The 19,788-nt window shown below is 71.3% G+C and carries 22 protein-coding genes; 10 read left to right on the top strand and 12 right to left on the bottom strand.

The genetic code is table 11. The annotated features are described in order from the left end of the window. The first annotated feature begins 69 nt into the window (after nt 1-69). The 3 genes from OG538_RS15545 to OG538_RS15535 all read left to right on the top strand — a co-directional run bounded on the left by OG538_RS15545 (nt 70) and on the right by OG538_RS15535 (nt 2,936). The gene (locus OG538_RS15545; RefSeq protein WP_406094010.1) at nt 70-1,164 is read left to right on the top strand and encodes a hypothetical protein; all 1,095 of its coding nucleotides are present in this window, start codon (nt 70-72) and stop codon (nt 1,162-1,164) included. A gap of 425 nt (nt 1,165-1,589) precedes the next feature. Continuing rightward, entirely contained in the window at nt 1,590-2,168 is a 579-nt protein-coding gene (locus tag OG538_RS15540) for a dihydrofolate reductase family protein (protein WP_406094008.1), read from the top strand. A 180-nt stretch (nt 2,169-2,348) separates the two neighbouring features. Next, on the top strand, nt 2,349-2,936 hold the full coding sequence (locus OG538_RS15535; protein ID WP_406094006.1) for a hypothetical protein: 588 nt from the start codon (nt 2,349-2,351) through the stop codon (nt 2,934-2,936). 15 nt (nt 2,937-2,951) lie between these two features. On the opposite strand, the gene sigJ is transcribed toward OG538_RS15535, so the two are convergent. After that, the gene (sigJ, locus tag OG538_RS15530; RefSeq protein WP_406094004.1) at nt 2,952-3,884 is read right to left on the bottom strand and encodes an RNA polymerase sigma factor SigJ; all 933 of its coding nucleotides are present in this window, start codon (nt 3,882-3,884) and stop codon (nt 2,952-2,954) included. A gap of 101 nt (nt 3,885-3,985) precedes the next feature. Between sigJ and OG538_RS15525 the strand changes: the two genes are divergently transcribed. After that, nucleotides 3,986-4,372: a hypothetical protein gene (locus OG538_RS15525; protein ID WP_406094002.1), complete on the top strand. Its 387-nt coding sequence runs from the start codon at nt 3,986-3,988 to the stop codon at nt 4,370-4,372. Nucleotides 4,373-4,378: 6 nt separating this feature from the next. On the opposite strand, the gene OG538_RS15520 is transcribed toward OG538_RS15525, so the two are convergent. Further along, nucleotides 4,379-4,933 (bottom strand): hypothetical protein, encoded by a 555-nt coding sequence (locus OG538_RS15520; RefSeq protein ID WP_406094000.1) that lies wholly within the window; start codon nt 4,931-4,933, stop codon nt 4,379-4,381. A gap of 396 nt (nt 4,934-5,329) precedes the next feature. On the opposite strand from OG538_RS15520, the gene OG538_RS15515 reads away from it, so the two are divergent. The 3 genes from OG538_RS15515 (at nt 5,330) to OG538_RS15505 (ending at nt 7,757) form a co-directional block, all read left to right on the top strand. After that, entirely contained in the window at nt 5,330-6,346 is a 1,017-nt protein-coding gene (locus tag OG538_RS15515) for a hypothetical protein (protein WP_406093998.1), read from the top strand. A 92-nt stretch (nt 6,347-6,438) separates the two neighbouring features. Continuing rightward, nucleotides 6,439-7,098 (top strand): TetR/AcrR family transcriptional regulator, encoded by a 660-nt coding sequence (locus tag OG538_RS15510; protein ID WP_406093996.1) that lies wholly within the window; start codon nt 6,439-6,441, stop codon nt 7,096-7,098. 68 nt (nt 7,099-7,166) lie between these two features. Next, nucleotides 7,167-7,757, top strand: coding sequence for a helix-turn-helix domain-containing protein (locus OG538_RS15505; protein ID WP_406100163.1), 591 nt, complete (start codon nt 7,167-7,169; stop codon nt 7,755-7,757). Between the two features lie 58 nt (nt 7,758-7,815). On the opposite strand, the gene OG538_RS15500 is transcribed toward OG538_RS15505, so the two are convergent. Together OG538_RS15500 and OG538_RS15495 are read right to left on the bottom strand one after the other, a co-directional pair. Next, on the bottom strand, nt 7,816-8,820 hold the full coding sequence (locus OG538_RS15500) for an NADP-dependent oxidoreductase (RefSeq protein WP_406093994.1): 1,005 nt from the start codon (nt 8,818-8,820) through the stop codon (nt 7,816-7,818). 148 nt (nt 8,821-8,968) lie between these two features. Continuing rightward, entirely contained in the window at nt 8,969-9,655 is a 687-nt protein-coding gene (locus OG538_RS15495) for an SDR family oxidoreductase (protein WP_406093992.1), read from the bottom strand. 115 nt (nt 9,656-9,770) lie between these two features. Between OG538_RS15495 and OG538_RS15490 the strand changes: the two genes are divergently transcribed. Further along, nucleotides 9,771-10,331: a TetR/AcrR family transcriptional regulator gene (locus OG538_RS15490; RefSeq protein ID WP_406093990.1), complete on the top strand. Its 561-nt coding sequence runs from the start codon at nt 9,771-9,773 to the stop codon at nt 10,329-10,331. A gap of 21 nt (nt 10,332-10,352) precedes the next feature. Here OG538_RS15490 and OG538_RS15485 read toward each other — a convergent pair whose 3' ends face one another. Continuing rightward, entirely contained in the window at nt 10,353-11,102 is a 750-nt protein-coding gene (locus OG538_RS15485) for a GDSL-type esterase/lipase family protein (RefSeq protein WP_406093988.1), read from the bottom strand. Here OG538_RS15485 and OG538_RS15480 point away from each other — a divergent pair. After that, complete coding sequence (locus OG538_RS15480) at nt 11,101-12,093, top strand: WD40 repeat domain-containing protein (protein WP_406093986.1); 993 nt, start codon at nt 11,101-11,103, stop codon at nt 12,091-12,093. The two genes, OG538_RS15485 and OG538_RS15480, sit on opposite strands and share 2 nt — an antisense overlap. Before the next feature lie 49 nt (nt 12,094-12,142). Further along, entirely contained in the window at nt 12,143-12,685 is a 543-nt protein-coding gene (locus OG538_RS15475; RefSeq protein ID WP_406093984.1) for a GNAT family N-acetyltransferase; N-acetyltransferase, read from the top strand. A gap of 351 nt (nt 12,686-13,036) precedes the next feature. Here the strand turns inward: OG538_RS15475 and serC are convergent, their stop codons facing one another. The 7 genes from serC to OG538_RS15440 form a co-directional block, all read right to left on the bottom strand. Next, nucleotides 13,037-14,155, bottom strand: coding sequence for a phosphoserine transaminase (serC, locus tag OG538_RS15470; protein WP_406093982.1), 1,119 nt, complete (start codon nt 14,153-14,155; stop codon nt 13,037-13,039). A gap of 115 nt (nt 14,156-14,270) precedes the next feature. Next, nucleotides 14,271-15,479, bottom strand: coding sequence for a cytochrome P450 (locus tag OG538_RS15465; protein WP_406093980.1), 1,209 nt, complete (start codon nt 15,477-15,479; stop codon nt 14,271-14,273). Further along, complete coding sequence (locus OG538_RS15460; protein WP_406093978.1) at nt 15,476-16,741, bottom strand: cytochrome P450; 1,266 nt, start codon at nt 16,739-16,741, stop codon at nt 15,476-15,478. The genes OG538_RS15465 and OG538_RS15460 overlap by 4 nt, the downstream gene beginning before the upstream one ends. Then, the gene (locus OG538_RS15455) at nt 16,738-17,388 is read right to left on the bottom strand and encodes a GTP-binding protein (RefSeq protein WP_406093976.1); all 651 of its coding nucleotides are present in this window, start codon (nt 17,386-17,388) and stop codon (nt 16,738-16,740) included. The genes OG538_RS15460 and OG538_RS15455 overlap by 4 nt, the downstream gene beginning before the upstream one ends. Then, a complete protein-coding gene (locus OG538_RS15450) occupies nt 17,369-17,734 on the bottom strand; it encodes a DUF742 domain-containing protein (RefSeq protein ID WP_406093974.1) in 366 nt (121 codons plus the stop codon). The genes OG538_RS15455 and OG538_RS15450 overlap by 20 nt, the downstream gene beginning before the upstream one ends. After that, entirely contained in the window at nt 17,731-18,159 is a 429-nt protein-coding gene (locus OG538_RS15445; protein WP_406093972.1) for a roadblock/LC7 domain-containing protein, read from the bottom strand. Before OG538_RS15445 ends, OG538_RS15450 begins: the two co-directional genes overlap by 4 nt. Next, a complete protein-coding gene (locus tag OG538_RS15440; protein WP_406093970.1) occupies nt 18,156-19,658 on the bottom strand; it encodes an ATP-binding protein in 1,503 nt (500 codons plus the stop codon). The genes OG538_RS15445 and OG538_RS15440 overlap by 4 nt, the downstream gene beginning before the upstream one ends. Between the last annotated feature and the right edge of the window lie 130 nt (nt 19,659-19,788).

Raw genomic sequence — 19,788 nt, 5'->3', positions numbered from 1 at the left:
TGTGTGATGATGCCTGGGCTATTCGGCCTGTTCCGGGGAGGGCCGGGCGCGCAGCGGGGGGAGTGCGACGTGGGCAGGGACGGGACGTCCATACCGGACGAGGAGTGGGAGCGCTTCCTCCGGGATGCCGAGGCCGGGGCCCCGGGAGCGCCCGAGGAACCGTCGGCGCGGGCCCGGATGGTGGCGCGCCGGATGGCCGAGGAGCCCCCTCCGAGGGAGGGGTGGCGCACGCACGCCCCGCCCGTGCGGTCGAAGGGCAAGGCCTGGTACTTCGTCGCGTTCTTCGTGCTGGTCGCCCTGCTCGTCGTGGCTCTGGACCCCGGACGGGTCACAGGCTGGTTCGGAGGAGGCGGTGACCCCGCACCCCTCGCCGCCGAGTCGGCGCGTCCGACCCGGCCACCGGCGACGGAGGCAGCGGCGGAACGCCCCACTCTCGATGACCCGTTCAGAGGTTCCCCCGCGGCCGCGTGGGGCGACGGAGTGGCCTCGCTCCCCCTTCCCCGGGCGCGTGCCACGGGCTGGATGAGCAAGGCGGAGGTCGCCCGGGCGCTCGAACGGTCGCGTGACTTCCTCGCCGCGTCCGGCCTCGACCCCGAAGTGCTGCGCGGGGAGCGGCCGAAGGAGGCGATCGCGTTGATCAACCCGCGGCAGAAGGACATGCAGGAGTACGTGAGTGCCGCGTTCCGTGCCCCGAGTGCGGAGCACGATCCCTTGCGGCTGTTCAGCCGCTTCGCGCCGTCGAAGGTGCGAGTCGTCGGGGATGTCGTGAAGACCCGGGGCCGGATCACGTACGGCGAGGGAAAGCGTGGCGCGGTCGAGGTGACGGCCGATGTCACGTACGTGTACCCGGTCGTACGCGCTGCCGCCGGCAGCGAGGAGGTCACGCGCACGATCGTGCGCCGCGAGATCGTGATGGGCTGGGACGATCCGTCGAAGATCATCACTGAGCCCGGGACGTTCTCCATGGTGTCCTACCGGTCGGACACCACGAACGGCGGTTGCGACAACCACACCGGCTACTTCGTCCCCGAGTTCGCCGCCGACCGTGCCGCTTCCGACGGTACGCGCGGCCCCGGCGTCGACCCGTACGACCGCAGCACGTCGATGGACACCCGCATGGCGGAGGCCGGCGAAGCCGAGTGCGGAGCCGCCACCCGTCTGTGAGCGGGGGCACGGATCGCGGACTCGGGGCGACCGCGGTCCCCGGTGTCCCCCTCGGCACGTGCAGGGCGAACGGCGGCGGGCCGGAGTGCCGGTGATGCGACTCCGGAGGCCTCTTGCGCCTTCCACCCGAACGGTCGATGGAGGGCTCGGTGAGAACGCGGAAGCAATCAGAGTTACCGGTGGTCTGCCAGTCCTTCGAAGCGAGAACCCCCGGGGCCGGGATGCCGGAGCACGCGAGGGCCGAGCCAGGGCCCCGGTCGGGACACGGGCTCGGCGCCGGTGCCCCGCCGCCGTCGACAGCCCGCCCGGACCGCGGTCCGAGTACGCGACGGACTTCGTGGGGCGGACTCGCGAGCGATGAGTTCTGGCGCGGCTCCCGGTCTGCATGTCGGGTACGCAAGCGAACCGAGAACGAGGAGAGCATCATGACCGCCACCTACACATTCGACGTCTTCTCCAGCCTCGACGGATTCGGCGGCGCGGGCGGGGACTGGACCGGCTACTGGGGCAAGCAGGGTCCCGAGCTGCTCGACCACCGCCTCGACCTGTACCGGGACGAGCAGCGGATGATTCTCGGGGCGAACACGTATCGGCTGTTCGCGCAGATGCTGGCCGCGAGCAGCGAGAATTCCGACGTACGTGACCCCTGGGTGACACGGATGAGGAACCTGCCGGCGACGGTGGTGTCGAGCACGCTCGAAGGCCCCCTGGACTGGCCGGACGCGAACATCGCAACCGGCGACGCCGTCGATGTCGTCGCCCGGCTCAAGAAGGAGTCCGATGTCCCGTTGCGTTCCCACGGCAGCCTGTCGATGAACCGGGCGTTGATGGCCGCCGGCCTGGTGGACCGGGTCCAGGTGACCTTGTTCCCCGTGATCACCGGCCGGACGGGGGAGAGCCCGATCTTCAAGGGCGCTGCCGACTTCGACCTCGAACTGATCGAGCACCGGACGCTCGACGGCCACATCCAGGAGCTCACCTACCGGCCCACCCTGCATCCGTGAGCGGAGGGCGGCGAACGCCCCTGTACGGCACTGGACTTGGTGGCCGGCTCGGGAAGTCCTTCGTGGGCCGGCTCGAGGCACGCGAACGCCGTTGCGATCACGGCCCTGCCGGTCCGGCGCCTCGCCCCGCGCACTCCGCCCCCGGCCGAGGTGTCAGTGGTGCGCTGTACGTTGCGGGCCATGGGCGTATACCTGGTCAGTGTGGCGGCCGACGAGTGGTTCGGCGAGGAGGACGGGTGGGCAGAGCTCGCCACGCCGCTCAACCACGAACTGCGGCAACGAGGGCTGCCGCCCTATGACTCCGGGTCCGAGGCGACGGCTGTCGTACACGGGTCAGGGCAGGCTTTCGAGGAGAAGCTGACCTACCCGATGGACGGGTTCGAGGCGCTGTGCCGGAGGCATCTGTCAGAAGAGGACGTGGAGACTTTCTGCGGATGGACGGTGCTGGTGCCGTTCTCGCTCGACGAGGTGATCCGGTTGCCGGTCGGCTCGGCCTATACGGAGTCGTCGACCATGGTCGCCGGTGCTCCGCAGGTAGAGGCGACAGCGGAACGGCTGGCGCGAGCCATCGAGTTGCCGGGCGAGACTCCGTCCCCGCGCGAGAACCTCGATCTGACCGCGTGGTTCAGGGACGGACCGGCGCAGGAACTCGCCGCTGCCCGCCCCGGGCCCTGGAGCGAAGACCTGGGTGCGGCCTTCTACGTCGCGCTGTTTCTGCGCGCCGCCCAGCACTCCGTGCGACGGGGCTGCCCCCTCACCTACATCTGAGTCCGGTCGGCACCGTCACGCCGGCCGCACCGCCGGCCCGTCACCGTCTCCCGCCCACGGCCGCAGCTTCTCCGGATTGCGGACCACCCAGATCCGGGTGACACGGCCGTCGACGACCTCGAACGAGGCCACGGTCATGACGGCGCCGGCCCGCAGAGCCACCAGGCCCGGCATCCCGTTGACCGACCGCTCCAGGAGTTCGAGTCCGGGTGCCTTGTCGGCGATGGCGACCATGTACTGGGCGATGAGCGCACCGCCCTCGACCGGGCGCAGCGCGGTGCCGACCAGACCGCCGCCGTCGGCGGTCATCACGGCGGCCGGGTCGAGGATGTCGACGAGGGCCGCGATGTTCTTGCTCTCCCACGCCTCCTTGACGTGCCGCACCGCCTCGGCCTGCCCGGCAGCCGTCACCGGCGCCTGCGTGTCGCGCACGCGCCGCCGGGCGGAGGCCGCGAGCTGCTTGCAGGCGGCGGAGGTCCTGCCGAGGACATCGGCGATCTCGGCGAAGGGGTACCGGAAGACGTCGTGCAGGACGAACGCCACCCGCTCGGCGGGCGTCATCGACTCCAGTACGACGAGGAAGGCCATGGTCACCGATTCGTCGAGGACCATCTGGTCGGCGGGATCGGAGTGGTCGATGCCCCGGCCGGTACCCCACTCGCAACGGTCGGGCAGTGGCTCGGGGAGCCACGCGCCGACATACCGCTCGCGCCGGGCCCGCGCCGAGCCGAGCACGTCCAGGCAGATCCGGCCGGTCACCGTCGACAGCCAGGCGCCGGGCGCCACGATCTCGTCACGTCGGCTTCGCGGCAGCCCGTACCAGCGTACGTAGGCCTCCTGCACGGCGTCCTCCGCCTCGGCCAGCGAACCCAGCAGCCGATAGGCGACGTTGAGGAGTTGGCGCCGCTCACCGGCTATGCCGTCGGTGCTGGTCCCCGCTGTCCCCATGCCCCGAACGCCCCCTCGCCTTACCTTTCGCGGGCCCGCGTCGTCGGGCTGGTAAGACCCTATCGATCTACTGCCTCCCGGGCGGAAAAGGGGACCGCGGCATGGCAACTCAGGCAACCCGGACACCCTGGGCGACGACGGCGCGGCAGCGCCGCTTCTCGTTCCTGCGGATCACGATCGCCCTGCAGACCCTGACCATCTTCCTCCAGGCGGTCTCCGCCGGACTGCTGCTGACCTCGTCCTACGGGGAGACGCTGCACAGCGCCGGAGCCCGCGTCATGTACGGGGCGTCGATGCTGTACGTGCTCGCGGCGGTCCTGGCCTGGAAGCCGGGCGGCGGCTCGCCCCGGCCCATCTGGCACGCGTCCGGCTTCCTGGCCCTCGCCTCGGTCCAGGTCGTGCTGGGCATCGCGCATGTTCCCTCGGTCCATCTCCCCCTGGGCGTGCTGATGTTCGGTCTGAGCCTGCTGGCGCTGGTGCGGCGCTGAGGCAGTTCAGGAGGTGCGTGCCCGGGTACGGGCCAGGGGCACGAGACCCGCCATGAGGGTGAGGGCGGCGAGCGGGAGCAGGTCGAGGTTCACGGCGATGAGGAGGAAGGTGACGAAGACGAGCACGGGACTCCACACGGGAAGCCGCCGGGGCCGCGAGACGGCCAACATGACCAGCAGGGCCAGGATGCCGAGTTCGAAGGCCAGGGGGCCCACGAGCTCCAGTGGTTCGGGCAGCGGAGCGGAGTCGTCGAAGGAGGGGAACAGGTCCCCGAGGATCACCCACAGGAAGCATCCGGCGCCGAACACCCCGGCGATCATGGCCGAACCGGCGGCCGCCGCTCGTCGCGCCGTGCCGACGGGGACCAGGGTGCGCAGCTCCACGACGAGCCCGCCGAGCAGGAGGAAGGCCACGAAGAAGAAGGTGTGGCCGATGTTCCAGGCAAGCCCGGGCCCGTGGCTGCCGTCCCTGCCGTCGATGAGGCGGAGGACGCCGTAGAGAAGCAGGCACAGCGGAACGAGCAGGGCGAACAGGCGAGTTGTACGTGTCGTCTCGGTCATGGGACCACCGTCGCGGACGAGCGGCCTACGGGCTATCGGGACGGGCCCCCATGACACCCGGAGGAACAGCCCTTAGGGGCTGGACGGCAGGCACCGGGCGAGCCGGATCCCACCCGATCTCCGTCATGAGTCGCTCCCGGTTCTCCGGCAGGACCAACGGCCCGTGCAGGCCGGCGGGAGTCTTCCGCGTTCCCTGCCCACGCCTCAAGTCCCGTTCGTGCACGCGGGACTGCTGTTCGAGCTGCTGCCGGAGGTGGTCGAGCAGGAGAAACGTGCTGTACGGTGATCGCGTCGTTACGCTCCGTGCGCTTCAGCGCACGGGGCGGCCCCCGGGGGTGCTACCAACACCTGACCGAGGGCCTTCACCCCACGATGGACAAGAGAGGTCCACCGAGAATGCTTTGTCATGCTATCTCGCCGTCCTACGGCTACGTGAAGGCCGCGCACGCCGTCGTGCGGCATCCGAGCCTCGCCAGTGACGCGAAGATCCTGATCACCTACGTCCAGGGACTGCCCGAGAAGTGGGCCGGAAGGCCCCTCAGCGAGCACGCCGGAAGGCTGGGCATCAAAGGGCGCGCCTACCAGAAGGCGAAGGGGCAGCTCAAGGAGCACGGGTTCGTCCACGAGTGGCGACACCAGGGCGACGGCGGACTCTGGGTGACCGATCAGCTGTTGTCCACTGTTCCGCTCTCGGACGACGAGGCCCGGAGGATCCGGGGGGACCGAGCGGGAACACCGCAGGTGGGACCGAGTGATCACTCTCCGACGGTCGGTCATCCGGGTGCTCGGTCCGTCGGTGGTCAACTACCGGTGGATGAAGAACCGGAGAAGAACTCACCCCACCCACCGACCGAACAGGTCGTCCAGGAAGAAGCCGTTCAGGCGGGCGGGTCCGCGGAGCCGGCAGCGGCCGACCCCCACGTCGTGGAGGCCGAGGGCGTTCTGCTCTCGCTCCGCCGGACTCACCCCCGCCTGCGCCTCGGTGCCCGTGACGCACGTGGCCTCGCCGAGACGGCCGCCGAGTGGCTGCGGCGCGGCGTGAAGGCCGCCGAGCTGCGGTTCGCGCTCGTCAGCGAGTTGCCCGTCGAAGGAGTGCGGTCAGCCGTCGGGTTCCTGCGGTACCGCCTCGTGCAGCAGATGCCGGCGCATCTGCCGGTCGAGGTGCCTGCCGACCCGGCCCCGGCGGCCGTGCCGCCCATCCCGTGCGAGGGGAAGGGGGCGGTGGCCGAGCACGTATTCCGGCCCGTGGGCGACGAGACCGTGTGCCGGGCGTGCAGGCAGGAGGCCGCCTGGGAGGCGCACAGGGTCAAGTGGGACCCGCCGCCCCTGGACGACGGCTACGCGGCGCCGGAGCCGTTGCCCTGGCGGGAACGGGTCGCCGCTCTCCAGGCCTCGGACCCCGGGGCGGGTTGAGGCGTACGGCTGTTCGCCGTGTGGCGGTAGTGCCGTCCGTGCGGTGGAGCGAGGAAAGTAGGCCGGGGGCCTGGACGGACCGAGGAGGACCGATGACGGATGCCGTGTTGGAGCTGTGGAGCGGAGTGCGGGCGGCGCGTGACCCTGCGTGGGTCCGTGCGCAACTCTTGTCGGCCGGGCGGACCCTGTTCGCCGTGTACGGCTATGCCCGTACGTCGGTCGAGGACCTGTGTGCGGCCGCGCATGTGGAAGTCCGGGACTTCCACCGCGAGTTCGAATCCCGTGAGGCCCTGCTCGTCGACCTGTACGACGAGGTGGCGACGCGCGGCATGCGGGCCTCCGAGGCGGAGTTGTCCGCCGAGGGCATGGAGACCTGCCCCACCGAGGAACGGGTCCGCAGGCTCTTCGACGCGTACGTGCAGGCCGTCACGCGGGACCCGCGGGAGGCGAGGGTGGCTTTCGTCGAGGTGCTCGGGGTGAGCAGGGAGATGGAGGACCACCTCACGATGTGGCGGTCGGTGTGGACGGAGTTCCTGACGCAGGAGGCCGAGCGCGCCAGGCGGCGCGGTCACGCGGTCGACAGCAACCTCGCGGTGGTGGTGAAGGTGCTGACCCGGTCCGTCGACGAGCTCCTCGCGCATCACGGCCGCCGCCCGCGGCAGGTGCCGCCATGCTGGCTGACCAGCGAGTTCACCCGGTTGTCCATGGCCATGATCGGACCGGCCGTCGGGCCTGCGGGCGCCTCCGGTTGACAACCCCCCTTGCCGGGTCGGCAAATGGAACCATGGCAGCACACGAGACAGGCGCGGATGGCAGTGCGATGCGGGACGACGAGCTGTCGTCCGTCCTGACCGGCGTCGGACCGCGGCTGCGCGCGCTGCGGACCGAGCGTGGGACGACGCTGGCGCAGCTGAGCGAGACGACGGGGATCTCGCTCAGCACGCTGTCCCGGCTGGAGTCGGGTGGCCGCAAGCCGACGCTTGAGCTGCTGCTCCCGCTGGCCAAGGCGTACGGGGTGCAGCTGGACGAGCTGGTCGGGGCTCCGGAGACCGGTGACCCTCGGGTCACCTTCCGGCCCTTCAAGCGGCACGGCATGACGTTCGTGCCGCTGACCCGGCACCTCAGCGGGGTGAACGCGTACAAGCAGGTCATGCCCGGTGCGACGGGCAAGGAGGGCCCGGCCGAGCAGCGGGTGCACGAGGGGTACGAGTGGCTGTACGTGCTCTCGGGGCGGCTGCGGCTCCTGCTGGGGGACCACGACCTGGTGCTGACGGCGGGCGAGGTGGCCGAGTTCGACACGCACACCCCGCACTGGTGGGGGGCGGCCGGGCCGGAACCGGTGGAGTTCCTCAGCCTGTTCGGGCCGCAGGGGGAGCGGATGCACGTACGGGCGAAGCCGACGGGGAAGTGACGGGGGCGGGGCGACGGGATGCTTCCTCGACCCCGTGGCCCCTGGCCGGGGTCGGGCCTCACATCATCGTGATGACCACCTTGCCGGCCTTCGCGCGGCCCTTCTCGACGTACTCCAGGGCCTCCCGGGTCTGATCGAACGGGAAGACGCGGTCGAGGACGGGGCGGATCGTTCCGGCCTCGAAGAGTGGGGTGAGTTCGCGCAGCTGGTCGCCGCTCGCCTTCATGAAGAGGAACGAGTACGTCACGTGACGTCGCCCGGCGCGACGGCGGGTGCGGAAGCTCAGCGCGCTCATCACGAGGCGGAGTACCGGGTTCAGGCCCAGCTCGCGGGCGAAGGCCGCGTCGGGAGGGCCTGCGACGCTGACGGCCTTCCCGCCTGGCTTGAGTACCCGCAGGGACTTCTCGAGCGTCTTGCCGCCGAGCGTGTCGAGGACGACGTCGTAGTCGTCCAGGACGGTCTCGAAGTCCTGCCGCCGGTAGTCGACGACGACGTCCGCGCCGAGCTCCTCGACCAGTTCGACCTTGGCCGTGCTCGCGGTGGCGGCCACGTGCGCCCCCAGCTGCTTGGCCAGCTGTACGGCGATGGTGCCGAGGCCGCCGGCACCGGCGTGGATCAGGACCTTCTGGCCCGGCCGCACCTGGGCCCGCTCGACCAGTGCCTGCCATGCGGTCAGGGCGACGAGGGGGAGGGACGCGGCCTCCGTCATGGTGAGGTTCGCCGGTTTGCCCGCCACGTCGTTCTGGTGAACGGCGATGAGTTCGGCGAAGGTGCCGATGCGGTCCTTGCCGGGCCGCGCGTAGACCTCGTCGCCCACGGTGAACCGCGTGACGGCCGGCCCCGTCCGGACGACCACCCCGGCGAGGTCGTTGCCCAGGACGAGCGGCAGCCGGTACGGGAGGAACGCCTTGAACGCCCCGTCCCGGAGCCTGAGGTCGAGCGGGTTGACGCTCGCCGCGTGGATCCGGACCAGGACGTCGTCGGGGCCCACCTGGGGGTCGGGCATCTCGCCGGCGTGCACTGCGCTCCGGTCGCCGTACCGCTCGATCATGAAGGTCTTCATCGTCGTCTCCGTCACCCGCCCCGAGGGGGCCGGGGTCTTCGTCCGTCGTGGGATCTCCCGGGACGGATCATCCGCGGTGTGTGCTTCGGATTCCGGCAGCACCGCGCCGGTGCGGGATTGGGATTGCGGCCGGTGCGGCGAGGGTGTCTCAGGCGGCGGCCGGTGAAGCGCCCAGGCTCTGCTTGACGTGCCGGGTGGTGTCGTCGGCGAGGATCTCGGTCAGGCCCGATTCGATGCCGCGCAGGGCCTGTGCGGCGACATCGGCGGGGTCGGTCTTCTGGTCGGCGGGGACGGCCGCTGCCATGTCGGTGTCCATGTAGGCGACGTGCAGCGCGGAGACGGTGATGCCGCGGGGCGCCAGCTCCTCCCGGGCCGCGTTGGTCTGTGCCCATGCCGCGGCCTTGGCCGCCGCGTAGGACCCGAGGCCGGCGGGGTGCAGCCAGGACAGGACGGACAGGACGTTGAGCACGGTCCCGCCGCCGTTGCCCTCGATGACGGGGGCGAAGGCGCGGGTCACGGCGAGGGGGCCGAAGAAGTTCGTCTCCATCTCCAGGCGCACCGTGTCCAGGCCGCCCGCGATCAGAGGCGTGGCGGTGGAGATGCCCGCGTTGTTCACCAGCAGCGTCGCGTCGGACGCGGTGAGGGCCGCGGCGCGGATCGACTCCTCGTCCGTCACGTCCAGCCTCAGGGGGACGACGCCCGGCAGGTCCACCGTCTCGGGGCGGCGGGCGGCGGCGTACACCTTCGCGCCGCGCTCCACGAGCTGGGCCGCCAGGTGCCGTCCGAGGCCCCGGTTGGCACCGGTGACGACCGCGACCGTGTTGTTCAGATCCATGACTACTCCCTGCGTCGCGGGCGCCGGACGGCCCGCTGTCGTGAATTAGATTACGATGACAATCTAAAACACAGTCTAGGATAGATTGCAACCGACATCCAATGGGAGGTGGCTCATGGGCCGCGTATCGCAGGCACAAGCGGAGGAGAACCGCCGGCGGGTCGTGGAAACCGCCTCCCGGCTGTTCCGGGAGCAGGGCACCCACACCAGCGTCGCCGACCTCATGAAGGCGTCCGGCCTGACCCACGGCGGCTTCTACAAGCAGTTCGCCTCCAAGGAGGCGCTCATCGGCGAAGCCACCGCGCAGGCCTTCGAGGAACTCGCCCGGCTCCACCAGGACGGGATCGAGCAGCACGCGGGCCGGCGCGACGCCGCTCAGCAGGCGCTGATCGGCACCTATCTCTCCGTGGAGCACCGCGACAGCGCGGCGCGGGGGTGCCCTGTCGCCGCGCTGGCCACCGACATGGCGCGTGAGCACGGAGACGGTGAGGCGCGCCGCGTGTACACCGAGGGCGTGCGGGACTTCGCCGCGTTCCTCGCCACGGACGACCGGGACGGCATCACCCGCCTGAGCACGATGGTCGGGGCACTCCTCCTGGCCCGGGCGACCGAAGGCTCCCCGCTCTCCGAGGAGATCCTCACCGCCGCGCGCGCGGCCCTGTCGGCAGCCGGCTGAGCGCGGGGGCCGGGCCCGGTCCTACGAGGCAGCGGGCTGGTAGGGGCCGCCGATGCCCCACGCCTGGTGCATCGCGTCGGCGTAGGCGGCCGCGAGCCGGTGTTCGCCGGAGGGGCCGGGGTGCGTGCCGTCGTAGGTGTCCGTGTGGATGTCGTAGCCGGGCGGGTGCGAGGCCAGGAGGAGCGGGGAGCCCGGGGCGTCGAGGTCGGCCACGGTCTTGGCGAGGAGTTCGTTGAAGCGGGCGCACTCGGCGGCGAAGGGGGCGTCGGACTCGGCCCGGATGTTCGGTATGACGGGGAGCAGCACGCATTTGATGTGCGGGTTCGCCGTACGGGCCGCCGTGAGGAACGAGCGGGCGTTCAGCGCGGTCTGCTCGCTGTCCGTGTAGAAGCCGAGGTCTATCAGGCCGAGCGAGACGAGCAGGACGTCCGCCCGGTGCTCGGCGACCGTGTCCGCGATCACCGGGGCCATGTGCAGCCAGCCCTCGCCCCAGCCGGCCAGGTGGCGACGGGCGCCGGAGGGGAAGCCTGCGGCGGCGTACGCGGTCGAGACGGGTGTGCCCGTGCCGGTGTCGTACAGCTCGGTGCGCGGGCCGACGATCGCGTACGGACCGTCGAAGGCAGCTTCGAGGTGCTGCCACATGCGGTAGCGCCACGTGAAGTCGCCGGCGCGTCCGATGGTCATGGAATCGCCGACGCACATGAAACGCATGGCGCCATCATGGCGGATCATGGCTCCGGCCTGCGACGTGACGATGGACACTTGTGCCATGCGTTCGTACCGAGTGACCGTTCTCGCCGCCACCGCGCTCCTGTCCTTCGCGACGGCGGCGGTTCCTGCCGTGGCCGACGACGGGGATGCCGACCGGAGCTTCACGATCGAGGACCCGCGGATCACCGAGTCCAGCGGTCTGGCCGCCAGCCGCGCCCACCCGGGGATCTACTGGACGCACAACGACAGCGACGACGGGCCGTACGTCTTCGCCGTCGACTCCCGCACCGGGAAGACCGTCGCCAGGATCACCATGAAGGGCGTGGGCGCGCCCCGGGACGTGGAGGCGATCTCGCTGGGGCCCGACGGGAACCTGTACGTCGGTGACATCGGCGACAACCTGAACGGCAGTTGGGACCACGTCTGGATCTACCGCTTCCCCGAGCCGAAGGAGCTCCGGGACGCGACGGTCCGGGCCACGCAGTTCGACGTGAAGTACGCCGACGGTCCGCGCAACGCGGAGGCGCTGATGGTCCACCCCAAGACCGGGCGCGTGTACATCGCGTCGAAGAACGAGGACGGCGGCGGGCTGTACGAAGGTCCCGCGAAGCTCGCGACAGGTGGGGACAACGTGTTCCGGCGGGTGGGGGAGGTGCCGTGGGTGACGGACGGCGCGTTCTCGCCGGACGGCAAGGAGCTGGTGTTGCGCTCGTACTTCAGCGCGCGCGGCTACGTCTTCGCGAACGGCAGGCTCGGCAAGGACTACGCGGTCGATTCGCCGCTGCTCGGGCAGGCCGAGTCGGTGACGTACACCGCCGACGGCTCGGCGCTGATGTACGGCTCCGAGGGCGAGCAGAGCGATGTGGTGCGGGTGGACCTGAAGAACGGCGGGGGCGACGGGCCCGCCCGGGCGGGCGGCACGTCGCCGTCCGCGGGCAACGCGGCGGGCGGGGACGGCGTACCCGTCAAGGGCACGACGCTGACCGGGGTCGCCGTCCTCGCCGGGATCGGGCTGCTGCTGTTCCTGGGCAGGCGGCGACGTCAGGGCTGAGCCCTGCGTCTCGGGGGCGGCGACGAGCCCGGCGTAGGGTCGGCGTCCTATGACGACGAACAACGGGCCCTCGCCCTTCTCCACCACCCGCCTCGACGCCCTGCCCCTGCGGGTGGCCCACGCGGACGAGATGGCGGCCGTGCTCGGCGATCCGGCCCTGCACACCTTCACCGGAGGCGCCCCGGAGTCGGCCCGGGAGCTGCGGGCCCGCTACGAGCGGCAGACCGCCGGTTCACCGGACCCCGCCGAGCTCTGGTGGAACTGGGTGCTCCGGGTCCGGGACGAGGACGGCCTGGCCGGCTACGTACAGGCGACGGTCCGAGGCTCGGGGGCGGAGATCGCCTGGGTGACCGGCACTCAGTGGCAGGGCCGGGGGTACGCCAAGGAGGCGGCGGGCGGGCTGGTCGCGCACCTGCTGGGCGGGGGTGTGGTGCGTACGGTCATCGCCCACGTCCACCCCGGCCACACGGCGTCCGCTGCCGTGGCCGCGGCTGCGGGGCTGGTGCGGACCGGTGAGTGGGAGGACGGGGAGGAGCGGTGGCGGCTGGGTGCCGGAGCGAGCTCTGAGCCCTCGGCCGCAGGGCGGGCCTGACCTCGCCGGGCCGGCCTTGACCGGTGCGGCGACGTCGAGGACCACCTCGGCGCCGGTCGAGTCGGGGAGCGGGGCATCCTGGCCGGGGGTGCACACCACGTGGCGGTCGTACCCGACCTCGCGGTCGTCGACGCAGATCGCGGCGTGGACATCCGGCTCGTCTTCACAGGGGTGCTCGACTGCTGCTGCAGACATTGCGGGCCTCGTGGAACGGCTGGTGTCGAGCGCGTCATCGTAGGACGGTGTGGCCGTAGGCGGCGGGCAGGCGCCGCCCTCACCCCGCCGGGTGAAGCAGCAACGGCCCTGCGCACACGGGCGTGTGCGCAGGGCCGTTGCTCAGGTGCGGAGGCGTTACAGCTTCTCGATCACGTAGTCGATGCACGCCGTCAGCGCCTGGACGTCCGACGGGTCGATCGCCGGGAACATCGCCACGCGCAGCTGGTTGCGGCCCAGCTTGCGGTAGGGCTCCGTGTCGACGATGCCGTTGGCGCGGAGCGCCTTGGCGATCGCTGCGGCGTCGATCTCGTCCGCGAAGTCGATCGTGCCGATGACCTGCGAGCGCTTGGCCGCGTCCGTGACGAACGGGGTCGCGTACTTCGACTCCTCGGCCCAGCCGTACAGGTGGCCGGAGGAGGCGGCCGTGCGGCCGGTGGTGAACTCCAGGCCGCCCTGGGTGTTCATCCAGGTCAGCTGCTCGTTCAGCAGGAACAGCGTGGCGAGGGCCGGGGTGTTGTACGTCTGGTTCTTCAGGGAGTTGTCGATCGCCGTGGGCAGCGAGAAGAACTCCGGGATGTGACGGCCGGAGGCGTGGATGCGCGCGGCGCGCTCCAGGGCCGCCGGGGAGAAGACACCGATCCACAGGCCGCCGTCGGAGGCGAAGGACTTCTGCGGGGCGAAGTAGTAGACGTCCGTCTCGGCGATGTCGACCGGCAGACCGCCCGCGCCGGAGGTGGCGTCCACCAGGACCAGGGAGCCCTCGTCGGCGCCCGCGACGCGCTTGACGGGCGCGGCGACACCGGTGGAGGTCTCGTTGTGGGTGAAGGCGTAGACGTCGACGCCCGCCTCGGCCTTCGGGTCCGGGTGGGTGCCCGGGTCCGAGGCGATGACGGTCGGGTCGGCCAGCCACGGGGCGAGCTTGGCGGCCTTCGCGAACTTCGAGGAGAACTCACCGAAGTTGAGGTGCTGGGACTTCGACTCGATCAGACCGTGGGTCGCGATGTCCCAGAAGGCGGTGGAGCCGCCGTTGCCCAGGATCACCTCGTAACCCTCGGGGAGGGAGAAGAGGTCGCGCACGCCGTCACGTACCGCGCCGACCAGGTTCTTCACCGGGGCCTGGCGGTGGGACGTGCCGAGAAGAGACGTACCGGTGGCGGCCAGCGCGTCGAGCGCCTCCGTCCGCACCTTGGAAGGACCGGCGCCGAAGCGTCCGTCGGCGGGCTTGATGTCAGCGGGAATCTGGATGTCGGCCACGAGTCGGAGCGTAGCCGCTCGCCGCGGCGGCTACGCACCCTGTCCGTCGGATGAGACAGGGATCCGACTCGTGGATCTTGGAGGTATGTCCGTACGGGGGCCCGGCCGGCCCGGATCAGCCCAGCTCGACGGGGAGGTCGAACAGGTCGTTCTGGGTGACGATCGGCTTGTTGCGCAGCTCGGAGGCCGGCACGGCGAGCTCCAGCTCCGGGAACCGCTCGTACAGCGCCGGGAGCGCGACGCCCGCTTCGAGGCGGGAGAGCGCGGCGCCCGGGCAGACGTGCGGGCCGTGACCGAAGGCGATGTGGCGGTTCGGGGAGCGGGTCGCGTCGAACTCGCCGGCGGTCGGGCCGTACTGCGCCTCGTCGCGGCCCAGCGCGCCGAAGGACACGATCAGTGCCTCGCCCTTGGGGAGGACCTTGTCACCGACCTCGACGTCCTCCGTCGCGAAGCGGATCAGGACGTGGGAGGTCGGGGTGTTCCAGCGCAGGGTCTCCTCGATCACGTTCTCCCACGGCAGCTCGCCGTTCAGGACCTGCTTGCGCTGCTCGGGGTGGGTCTCCAGGGCGACGACGGCGTTGACGATCAGGCTGATCGTCGTCTCGTGGCCCGCCGCGATGATCAGCTGGAGGGTGTTGACGATCTCCTCGTTGGTGAGGTGGTCGCCGTCCTCGGAGGCCGCGATCAGGGCGCTGGTCAGGTCGTCGCCGGGCTCGGCCCGCTTCGCGTCGACGATCTTCGTGAAGAGGGCGCCGAGGTCCGCCATCATCTGCGGGACCTCCTCCGGCGGCGTCTGCGTCGAGAAGAACTTCTCGAAGAGTTCCTTCAGGCGGGGGTGGTCGGCGCCGTCGACGCCCATCAGCTCGCTGATCACGTTCATCGGCAGCGGGTAGGCGAACTCGGCCTTCAGGTCGACCTTCTCGCCCTTGGGCAGGGCCGCGAGACGGTCCAGGCTCGCGGTCGTCAGCGCCTCGATGCCCGCGCGCAGCCGCTCCACGCGCTTGACCGTGAGGGCCTGCGCGACCAGGGTGCGCAGCCGGCGGTGGTCGGCGCCGTCGACGGTCAGCATGGAGCGGCCCGGGTTGGCCAGGCCGATCAGCGGCCAGTCCTTCGGGATCTCGCCGCGCTGCCAGGCGCCCCAGACGTTGATGTCCTTCACGATCCTGGAGTCGGTCAGCAGCTGCCGCGCCTCCGCGTGGTGGGTGACCGCGTAGCAGTGCACGCCGCCGGGGAGCTCCACCTCGGCGAGCGGGCCCGCGGCGCGCAGGGCCGCGCTCTCGCCGTCGAGGTCGGCGACGAACGGGTCGAGGGCGATGCGGGTCATATCTGGCCTCCGGAGGCGGGTCCTGTGGCGGGCGTGGGCGTGAAGGCGACGGGCAGGTCCGTCAGGCCCCGCAGCCAGGGGGAGGGGCGCCGGGTGAGCTGCTCGGCGGGGACGTCCAGGTCGATGTCCGGGAGGCGGTCCAGGAGGACCTCGATGCCGGTACGGGCGATGACCTCGGCGGTCTCCTGGGCCGGGAACGGGCAGCGGTGCTCGCCGTGGCCGAAGGAGAGGAACGCGTTGTTGCCGCCGGTCAGCGAGGAGCCGTCGGTGCGCACCTGCGGGTCGGCGTTGGCGGCGGCGATGCCCAGGAGCAGCAGGTCGCCCGCCTGGATGTGACGGCCCCCGAGGTGGGTGTCGCGCGAGGCCCAGCGGCCGGCGACGTTCTGCGTGGGGGTGTCCTCCCACAGGACTTCGTTCATGGCCTCGGCGACGCTGTGCCGGCCGCCGGAGAGGGAGGCGGCGAACCGGTCGTCGGTGAGCATCAGCCGCAGCGAGTTGCCCATCCAGTCCGCGGTCGGCTGGTGACCCGCGGCCATCATGACCATGAGGTCCTGGGCGACCTCCTCGTCCGTGAAGCCGCCGGGGTCGGCCAGCATCCTGGTGGCGACGTCGTCGCCCGGCTCGGCGTGCTTGTCCGCCAGCAGCTGGAACATCGACGTGCCGAGGTGCTGCTGGCCGGCGAGGGCGCGTTCACGGCCGTCGATCATGTCGTTGATCGAGCCGACGAGCGCGTCGCCGACCTCGTCGCTGAAGCCGTAGATCCTGGCCAGGACGCGGGCGGGGAGCAGCATCGCGTACTCGGCGATGATGTCGGTCGAGCCCTTGGAGCAGAACCGGTCGATCAGCTCGTCGGCGAAGTCCTCCGCGTACCGCTTGAGGGCGAACGGGTCGACCGCCTCCAGGGCGTTGCTGATCATCCGGGCGCGTTCGACGTGCCGGGGACCGACCGTGTAGAGGATCGACGGCTGCTTGCGGCCGATCATCGGGAGCAGGGGCCAGCCGTCGGGGATGTGCTCCCACTGGTTCCAGAGGTCGGAGTCGCGGCTGAACAGCACCGGGTCGCTGGTGACCTGGTGCAGTTCGCGGTAGCCGAGGATCAGCCACGCGGGGATGTCGCCGTCCAGGACGACGGGTGCGACGGCGCCGTGGTCGCGGCGCATCTCGCGGTACAGCTGCGTGGGTTCGGTCTGGAACCGGGGCCCGGACAGAGGCGTGCGGCCGTGTGCGGGGCAGCCCGGGGGCGGCTCTGGTGGCTGGGTCACGGGGTGGGCTCCGGGGTCTTCTCCGGAGCGGTTTCCGGACGGGCGGCGGCTGAGGAGCTGACCGTGCCCCGCGAAAGGGCGTAGAGGTGCTCCACCAGCGTGATCAGGACGTACTTGCTGGAGGACCGGTCCCGGGCGTCGCACTCCACGAGCGGTACGTCGTCCGAGAGGGCGAGCGCCTCGCGGATCTGCTGCTCGGTGTGGAGCGGGCCGCCGAAGTCGTTGCACGCCACGATGAAGGGTGTGCCGTGGTGCTCCAGCCGGTCGATGGCGTACCAGGAGTCGGCGAGGCGCCGGGTGTCGACGAGGACGACCGCGCCGAGGGTCCCGGAGAACAGCCGGTCCCAGAGGAACCAGAAGCGCTCCTGGCCGGGTGCGCCGAAGAGGTACAGGACGGAGCGTGCGTCGAGCGTGATCCGGCCGAAGTCGAAGGCGACGGTGGTGGACGTCTTCGACTGCACCCCGTCGAGGTGGTCGACGGCCTCGCCCGCGCGGGTCATCGTCTCCTCCGTGTTGAGCGGACGGATCTCGCTCACGGATCGGACCATGGTGGTCTTGCCGACCCCGAAGCCACCGACGACGACTATCTTCAGTCCGTTGTCGGCCGTGGCCTGCAGGGCGGCACGGTCAGAGGTTGCGGAGTCCAACGAGCACCTGTTCCAGGATGTCGGGGTCGGGGAGCCGGTCCGCGACACGTGCGGTACGGGGGTGGCGGGCGCTGATCCGGCCGGTGTCGAGCAGATCGCACAGCAGGATGCGCACGATGCTGACGGGCAGGTTCAGTCCGGCGGCGAGTTCGACGACGGCCGTGGGCCGTTCGCACATCCGCAGGATCGTGACGTGCTCCGACTGCATGCCGGGGGCCGGCTCGCATTCGGAGACGACCAGCGTCACCAGGTCGAAGGCGGCCGAATCGGACTGACTGCGGCCACCGGTGAGGGTGTAGAGCCGGTCCGGATCGTCGTCCCGGCCGGGGCGGGGGCGGGGAGTCATACGGCCGCGGTTTCGGAGGCTTCCACGGACTCGCGCGGCGGGGCGACGAGGTGCTCGCCGAGCTGCTCGACGAGCTCGCTCATGTTGTGTCCGACGAGGCCGACATCGGCACTCTCGGAGGCGACGACCGCGAGGTGGGCGCCCGCCCCTGCCTCCACGATGAACAGCACCCCGCCGTAGAACTCGGCCATCGCGGACCGTACGCCGCCGGTGCCGTCACCGAACTCGACGGAGGCGCCGTGCGAGAGGCTCTGGATTCCGGCCGAGATCGCTGCCAGCTGGTCCGCCTGGTCGACGGAGAGCTCGGGGGTACGGCACAGCTTGAGGCCGTCCCTGGACAGCACGAGGGCGTGACGGGCGCCGGGGGTGCGCTCAAGGAGCCCCTCCAGCAGCCAGTTGAGCTTCTCGTCGGTGGTCGCGGTCATGGGGTGTTGCCTTCCGGGTGCGGGGAGTTGGGCCGTACGGCCTGGCGGAAGCTGCTGAAGCGGGCTGCCTGGGTCTTGGGGTCGGCGGTACGGGGCCGGGGGGTGGTGCCGTCCGTCGTCTCGGAGTCCGGGTCGGAGTTGGCTGCCCGGGCGCGGGACTCGGCGGCGGCCAGGGTGCGGCCGCGCGAGCGCTTGGGCAGGCCGCTCTCGCCGAACCGGGGGAGGCTGCCGGTCGTCTCCGAACCGGAGTCGGAGCGCAGGGGCTCCGCGGTGCGGGCGGTGTCGGAGGCCGTGTCGGGCGCTGCGCCGGAGCGGTCGACGCCGGAGGTGTGGACCGGTTCGGGCTCGCGCGGGACAGGGGAGGGGGCGGGGGCGGCCGGCTCGGCGACGGGTCCGTGGGCCGGCATCGGGGTGCGGGTGATGATCTCCTGCGGGAGCATCATCAGCGCACCCGTGCCGCCGCGCGCGGAGGGCCGGAACGAGACGGTCAGACCGTGCTTGCGGGCGAGGCGGCCGACGACGGCGAGACCGAGGCGGGTGCCGGACAGGCCGGTCAGGTCGTGGTCGGTCGCGGAGACGGCGTGTTCGGCGCGGCGCAGCTGCACGTCGCTCATGACGAGACCGCTGTCCTCGACGGTCAGCACGATGCCGGCCGGGACCTCCTCCACGTACACATGGACCTCGGCCGTGGGCGGCGAGAAGTTCGCGGCGTTGTCGAGGAGTTCGGCCAGGGCGTGCATGACGCCCTCGGCGGCGTGACCGGCGACGGCGACGTCGCTGGTCGAGTGGAGACGGATGCGCTGGTATCCGCTGATCCGGCCCATCGCGCCGCGCAGGATGGACTCCATCACGATCGGCTTCGCCCAGCGCCGCCCGGAGCGGGCACCGGTCAGCACGGCGATGGAGTCGGCCAGCCGGCCCGCCTGGGCGGTGCGGTGGTCGAGGTGGAGGAGGTCGCCCAGCACGTCCTCGGAGGAGTGCCGGTGCTCCATGTCGCGCAGGTCGGCGAGCATGCTGGTGGCGAGGGCCTGCATCCGTCCTGCGGCGTTGGCGCAGGCGGCGACGGCGGCGGAGCGTTCGGTTTCACTGCGGGCGGCGCGGGCCTTGAGGCGCGCGTTCTCCGCGGTGAGCTGCTCCGCGCCGGCGCGGGCCTGCTCGATGACGCGGGCCGTCTCGGCGGCCGCCGCGGCCTTGATCCTGGCGGTCTCGGCGGTGAACCGCTGGGCGTCGGCCGCGGAGGCCGACACCATGCGCGAGGTCTCGGCGGTGAACCTCCCGCTCTCGGCTGCGAGGAGTTCGCGCAGCCGGCGTGCGGCGAGGCGGGCGCGGACGGCGGTGGCGACGGCGGCGGAGAGCAGCACGGCGGCGGCGCTCGACCCCCAGGCCACTGCGGTCCTGGCCGAGTCGGGAGCGACAGCGGTCGCCCACAGACACAGGGATCCGGTGAGGGCCACGGTGACCAGCAGGGCCAGTGCGGTCGGCCGGGTTGAGGGGCGCAAGCGGAGTCCTTGGGGGGCGGACGGTGACGGATGGGACGGTTCGGGCGAGTCGTGACTGGGGTGATCAAATGCGACAACTGGAACAGATGATTCCCAGACAAGTCTGGGTCACTATATGAGAATTGACGAT

The sequence above is a fragment of the Streptomyces sp. NBC_01013 genome, assembly GCF_045162765.1.
Taxonomy (GTDB): domain Bacteria; phylum Actinomycetota; class Actinomycetes; order Streptomycetales; family Streptomycetaceae; genus Streptomyces.
The sequence above is the reverse complement of the archived record's forward strand: the minus strand, read 5'-3'. Positions and strand labels throughout refer to the sequence as shown.

Coding starts and splice junctions, on each gene's coding strand:
- OG538_RS15510 (WP_406093996.1), top strand. CDS start 6,439: ATGACGGATGCCGTGTTGGAGCTGTGGAGCGGAGTGCGGGCGGCGCGT.
- OG538_RS15450 (WP_406093974.1), bottom strand. CDS start 17,734: ATGACTCCCCGCCCCCGCCCCGGCCGGGACGACGATCCGGACCGGCTC.
- OG538_RS15445 (WP_406093972.1), bottom strand. CDS start 18,159: ATGACCGCGACCACCGACGAGAAGCTCAACTGGCTGCTGGAGGGGCTC.
- OG538_RS15540 (WP_406094008.1), top strand. CDS start 1,590: ATGACCGCCACCTACACATTCGACGTCTTCTCCAGCCTCGACGGATTC.
- OG538_RS15525 (WP_406094002.1), top strand. CDS start 3,986: ATGGCAACTCAGGCAACCCGGACACCCTGGGCGACGACGGCGCGGCAG.
- OG538_RS15515 (WP_406093998.1), top strand. CDS start 5,330: ATGCTTTGTCATGCTATCTCGCCGTCCTACGGCTACGTGAAGGCCGCG.
- OG538_RS15475 (WP_406093984.1), top strand. CDS start 12,143: ATGACGACGAACAACGGGCCCTCGCCCTTCTCCACCACCCGCCTCGAC.
- OG538_RS15495 (WP_406093992.1), bottom strand. CDS start 9,655: ATGGATCTGAACAACACGGTCGCGGTCGTCACCGGTGCCAACCGGGGC.
- OG538_RS15505 (WP_406100163.1), top strand. CDS start 7,167: ATGCGGGACGACGAGCTGTCGTCCGTCCTGACCGGCGTCGGACCGCGG.
- sigJ (WP_406094004.1), bottom strand. CDS start 3,884: ATGGGGACAGCGGGGACCAGCACCGACGGCATAGCCGGTGAGCGGCGC.
- OG538_RS15485 (WP_406093988.1), bottom strand. CDS start 11,102: ATGGCACAAGTGTCCATCGTCACGTCGCAGGCCGGAGCCATGATCCGC.
- OG538_RS15490 (WP_406093990.1), top strand. CDS start 9,771: ATGGGCCGCGTATCGCAGGCACAAGCGGAGGAGAACCGCCGGCGGGTC.
- OG538_RS15500 (WP_406093994.1), bottom strand. CDS start 8,820: ATGAAGACCTTCATGATCGAGCGGTACGGCGACCGGAGCGCAGTGCAC.
- OG538_RS15520 (WP_406094000.1), bottom strand. CDS start 4,933: ATGACCGAGACGACACGTACAACTCGCCTGTTCGCCCTGCTCGTTCCG.
- OG538_RS15465 (WP_406093980.1), bottom strand. CDS start 15,479: ATGACCCGCATCGCCCTCGACCCGTTCGTCGCCGACCTCGACGGCGAG.
- OG538_RS15480 (WP_406093986.1), top strand. CDS start 11,101: ATGCGTTCGTACCGAGTGACCGTTCTCGCCGCCACCGCGCTCCTGTCC.
- OG538_RS15535 (WP_406094006.1), top strand. CDS start 2,349: ATGGGCGTATACCTGGTCAGTGTGGCGGCCGACGAGTGGTTCGGCGAG.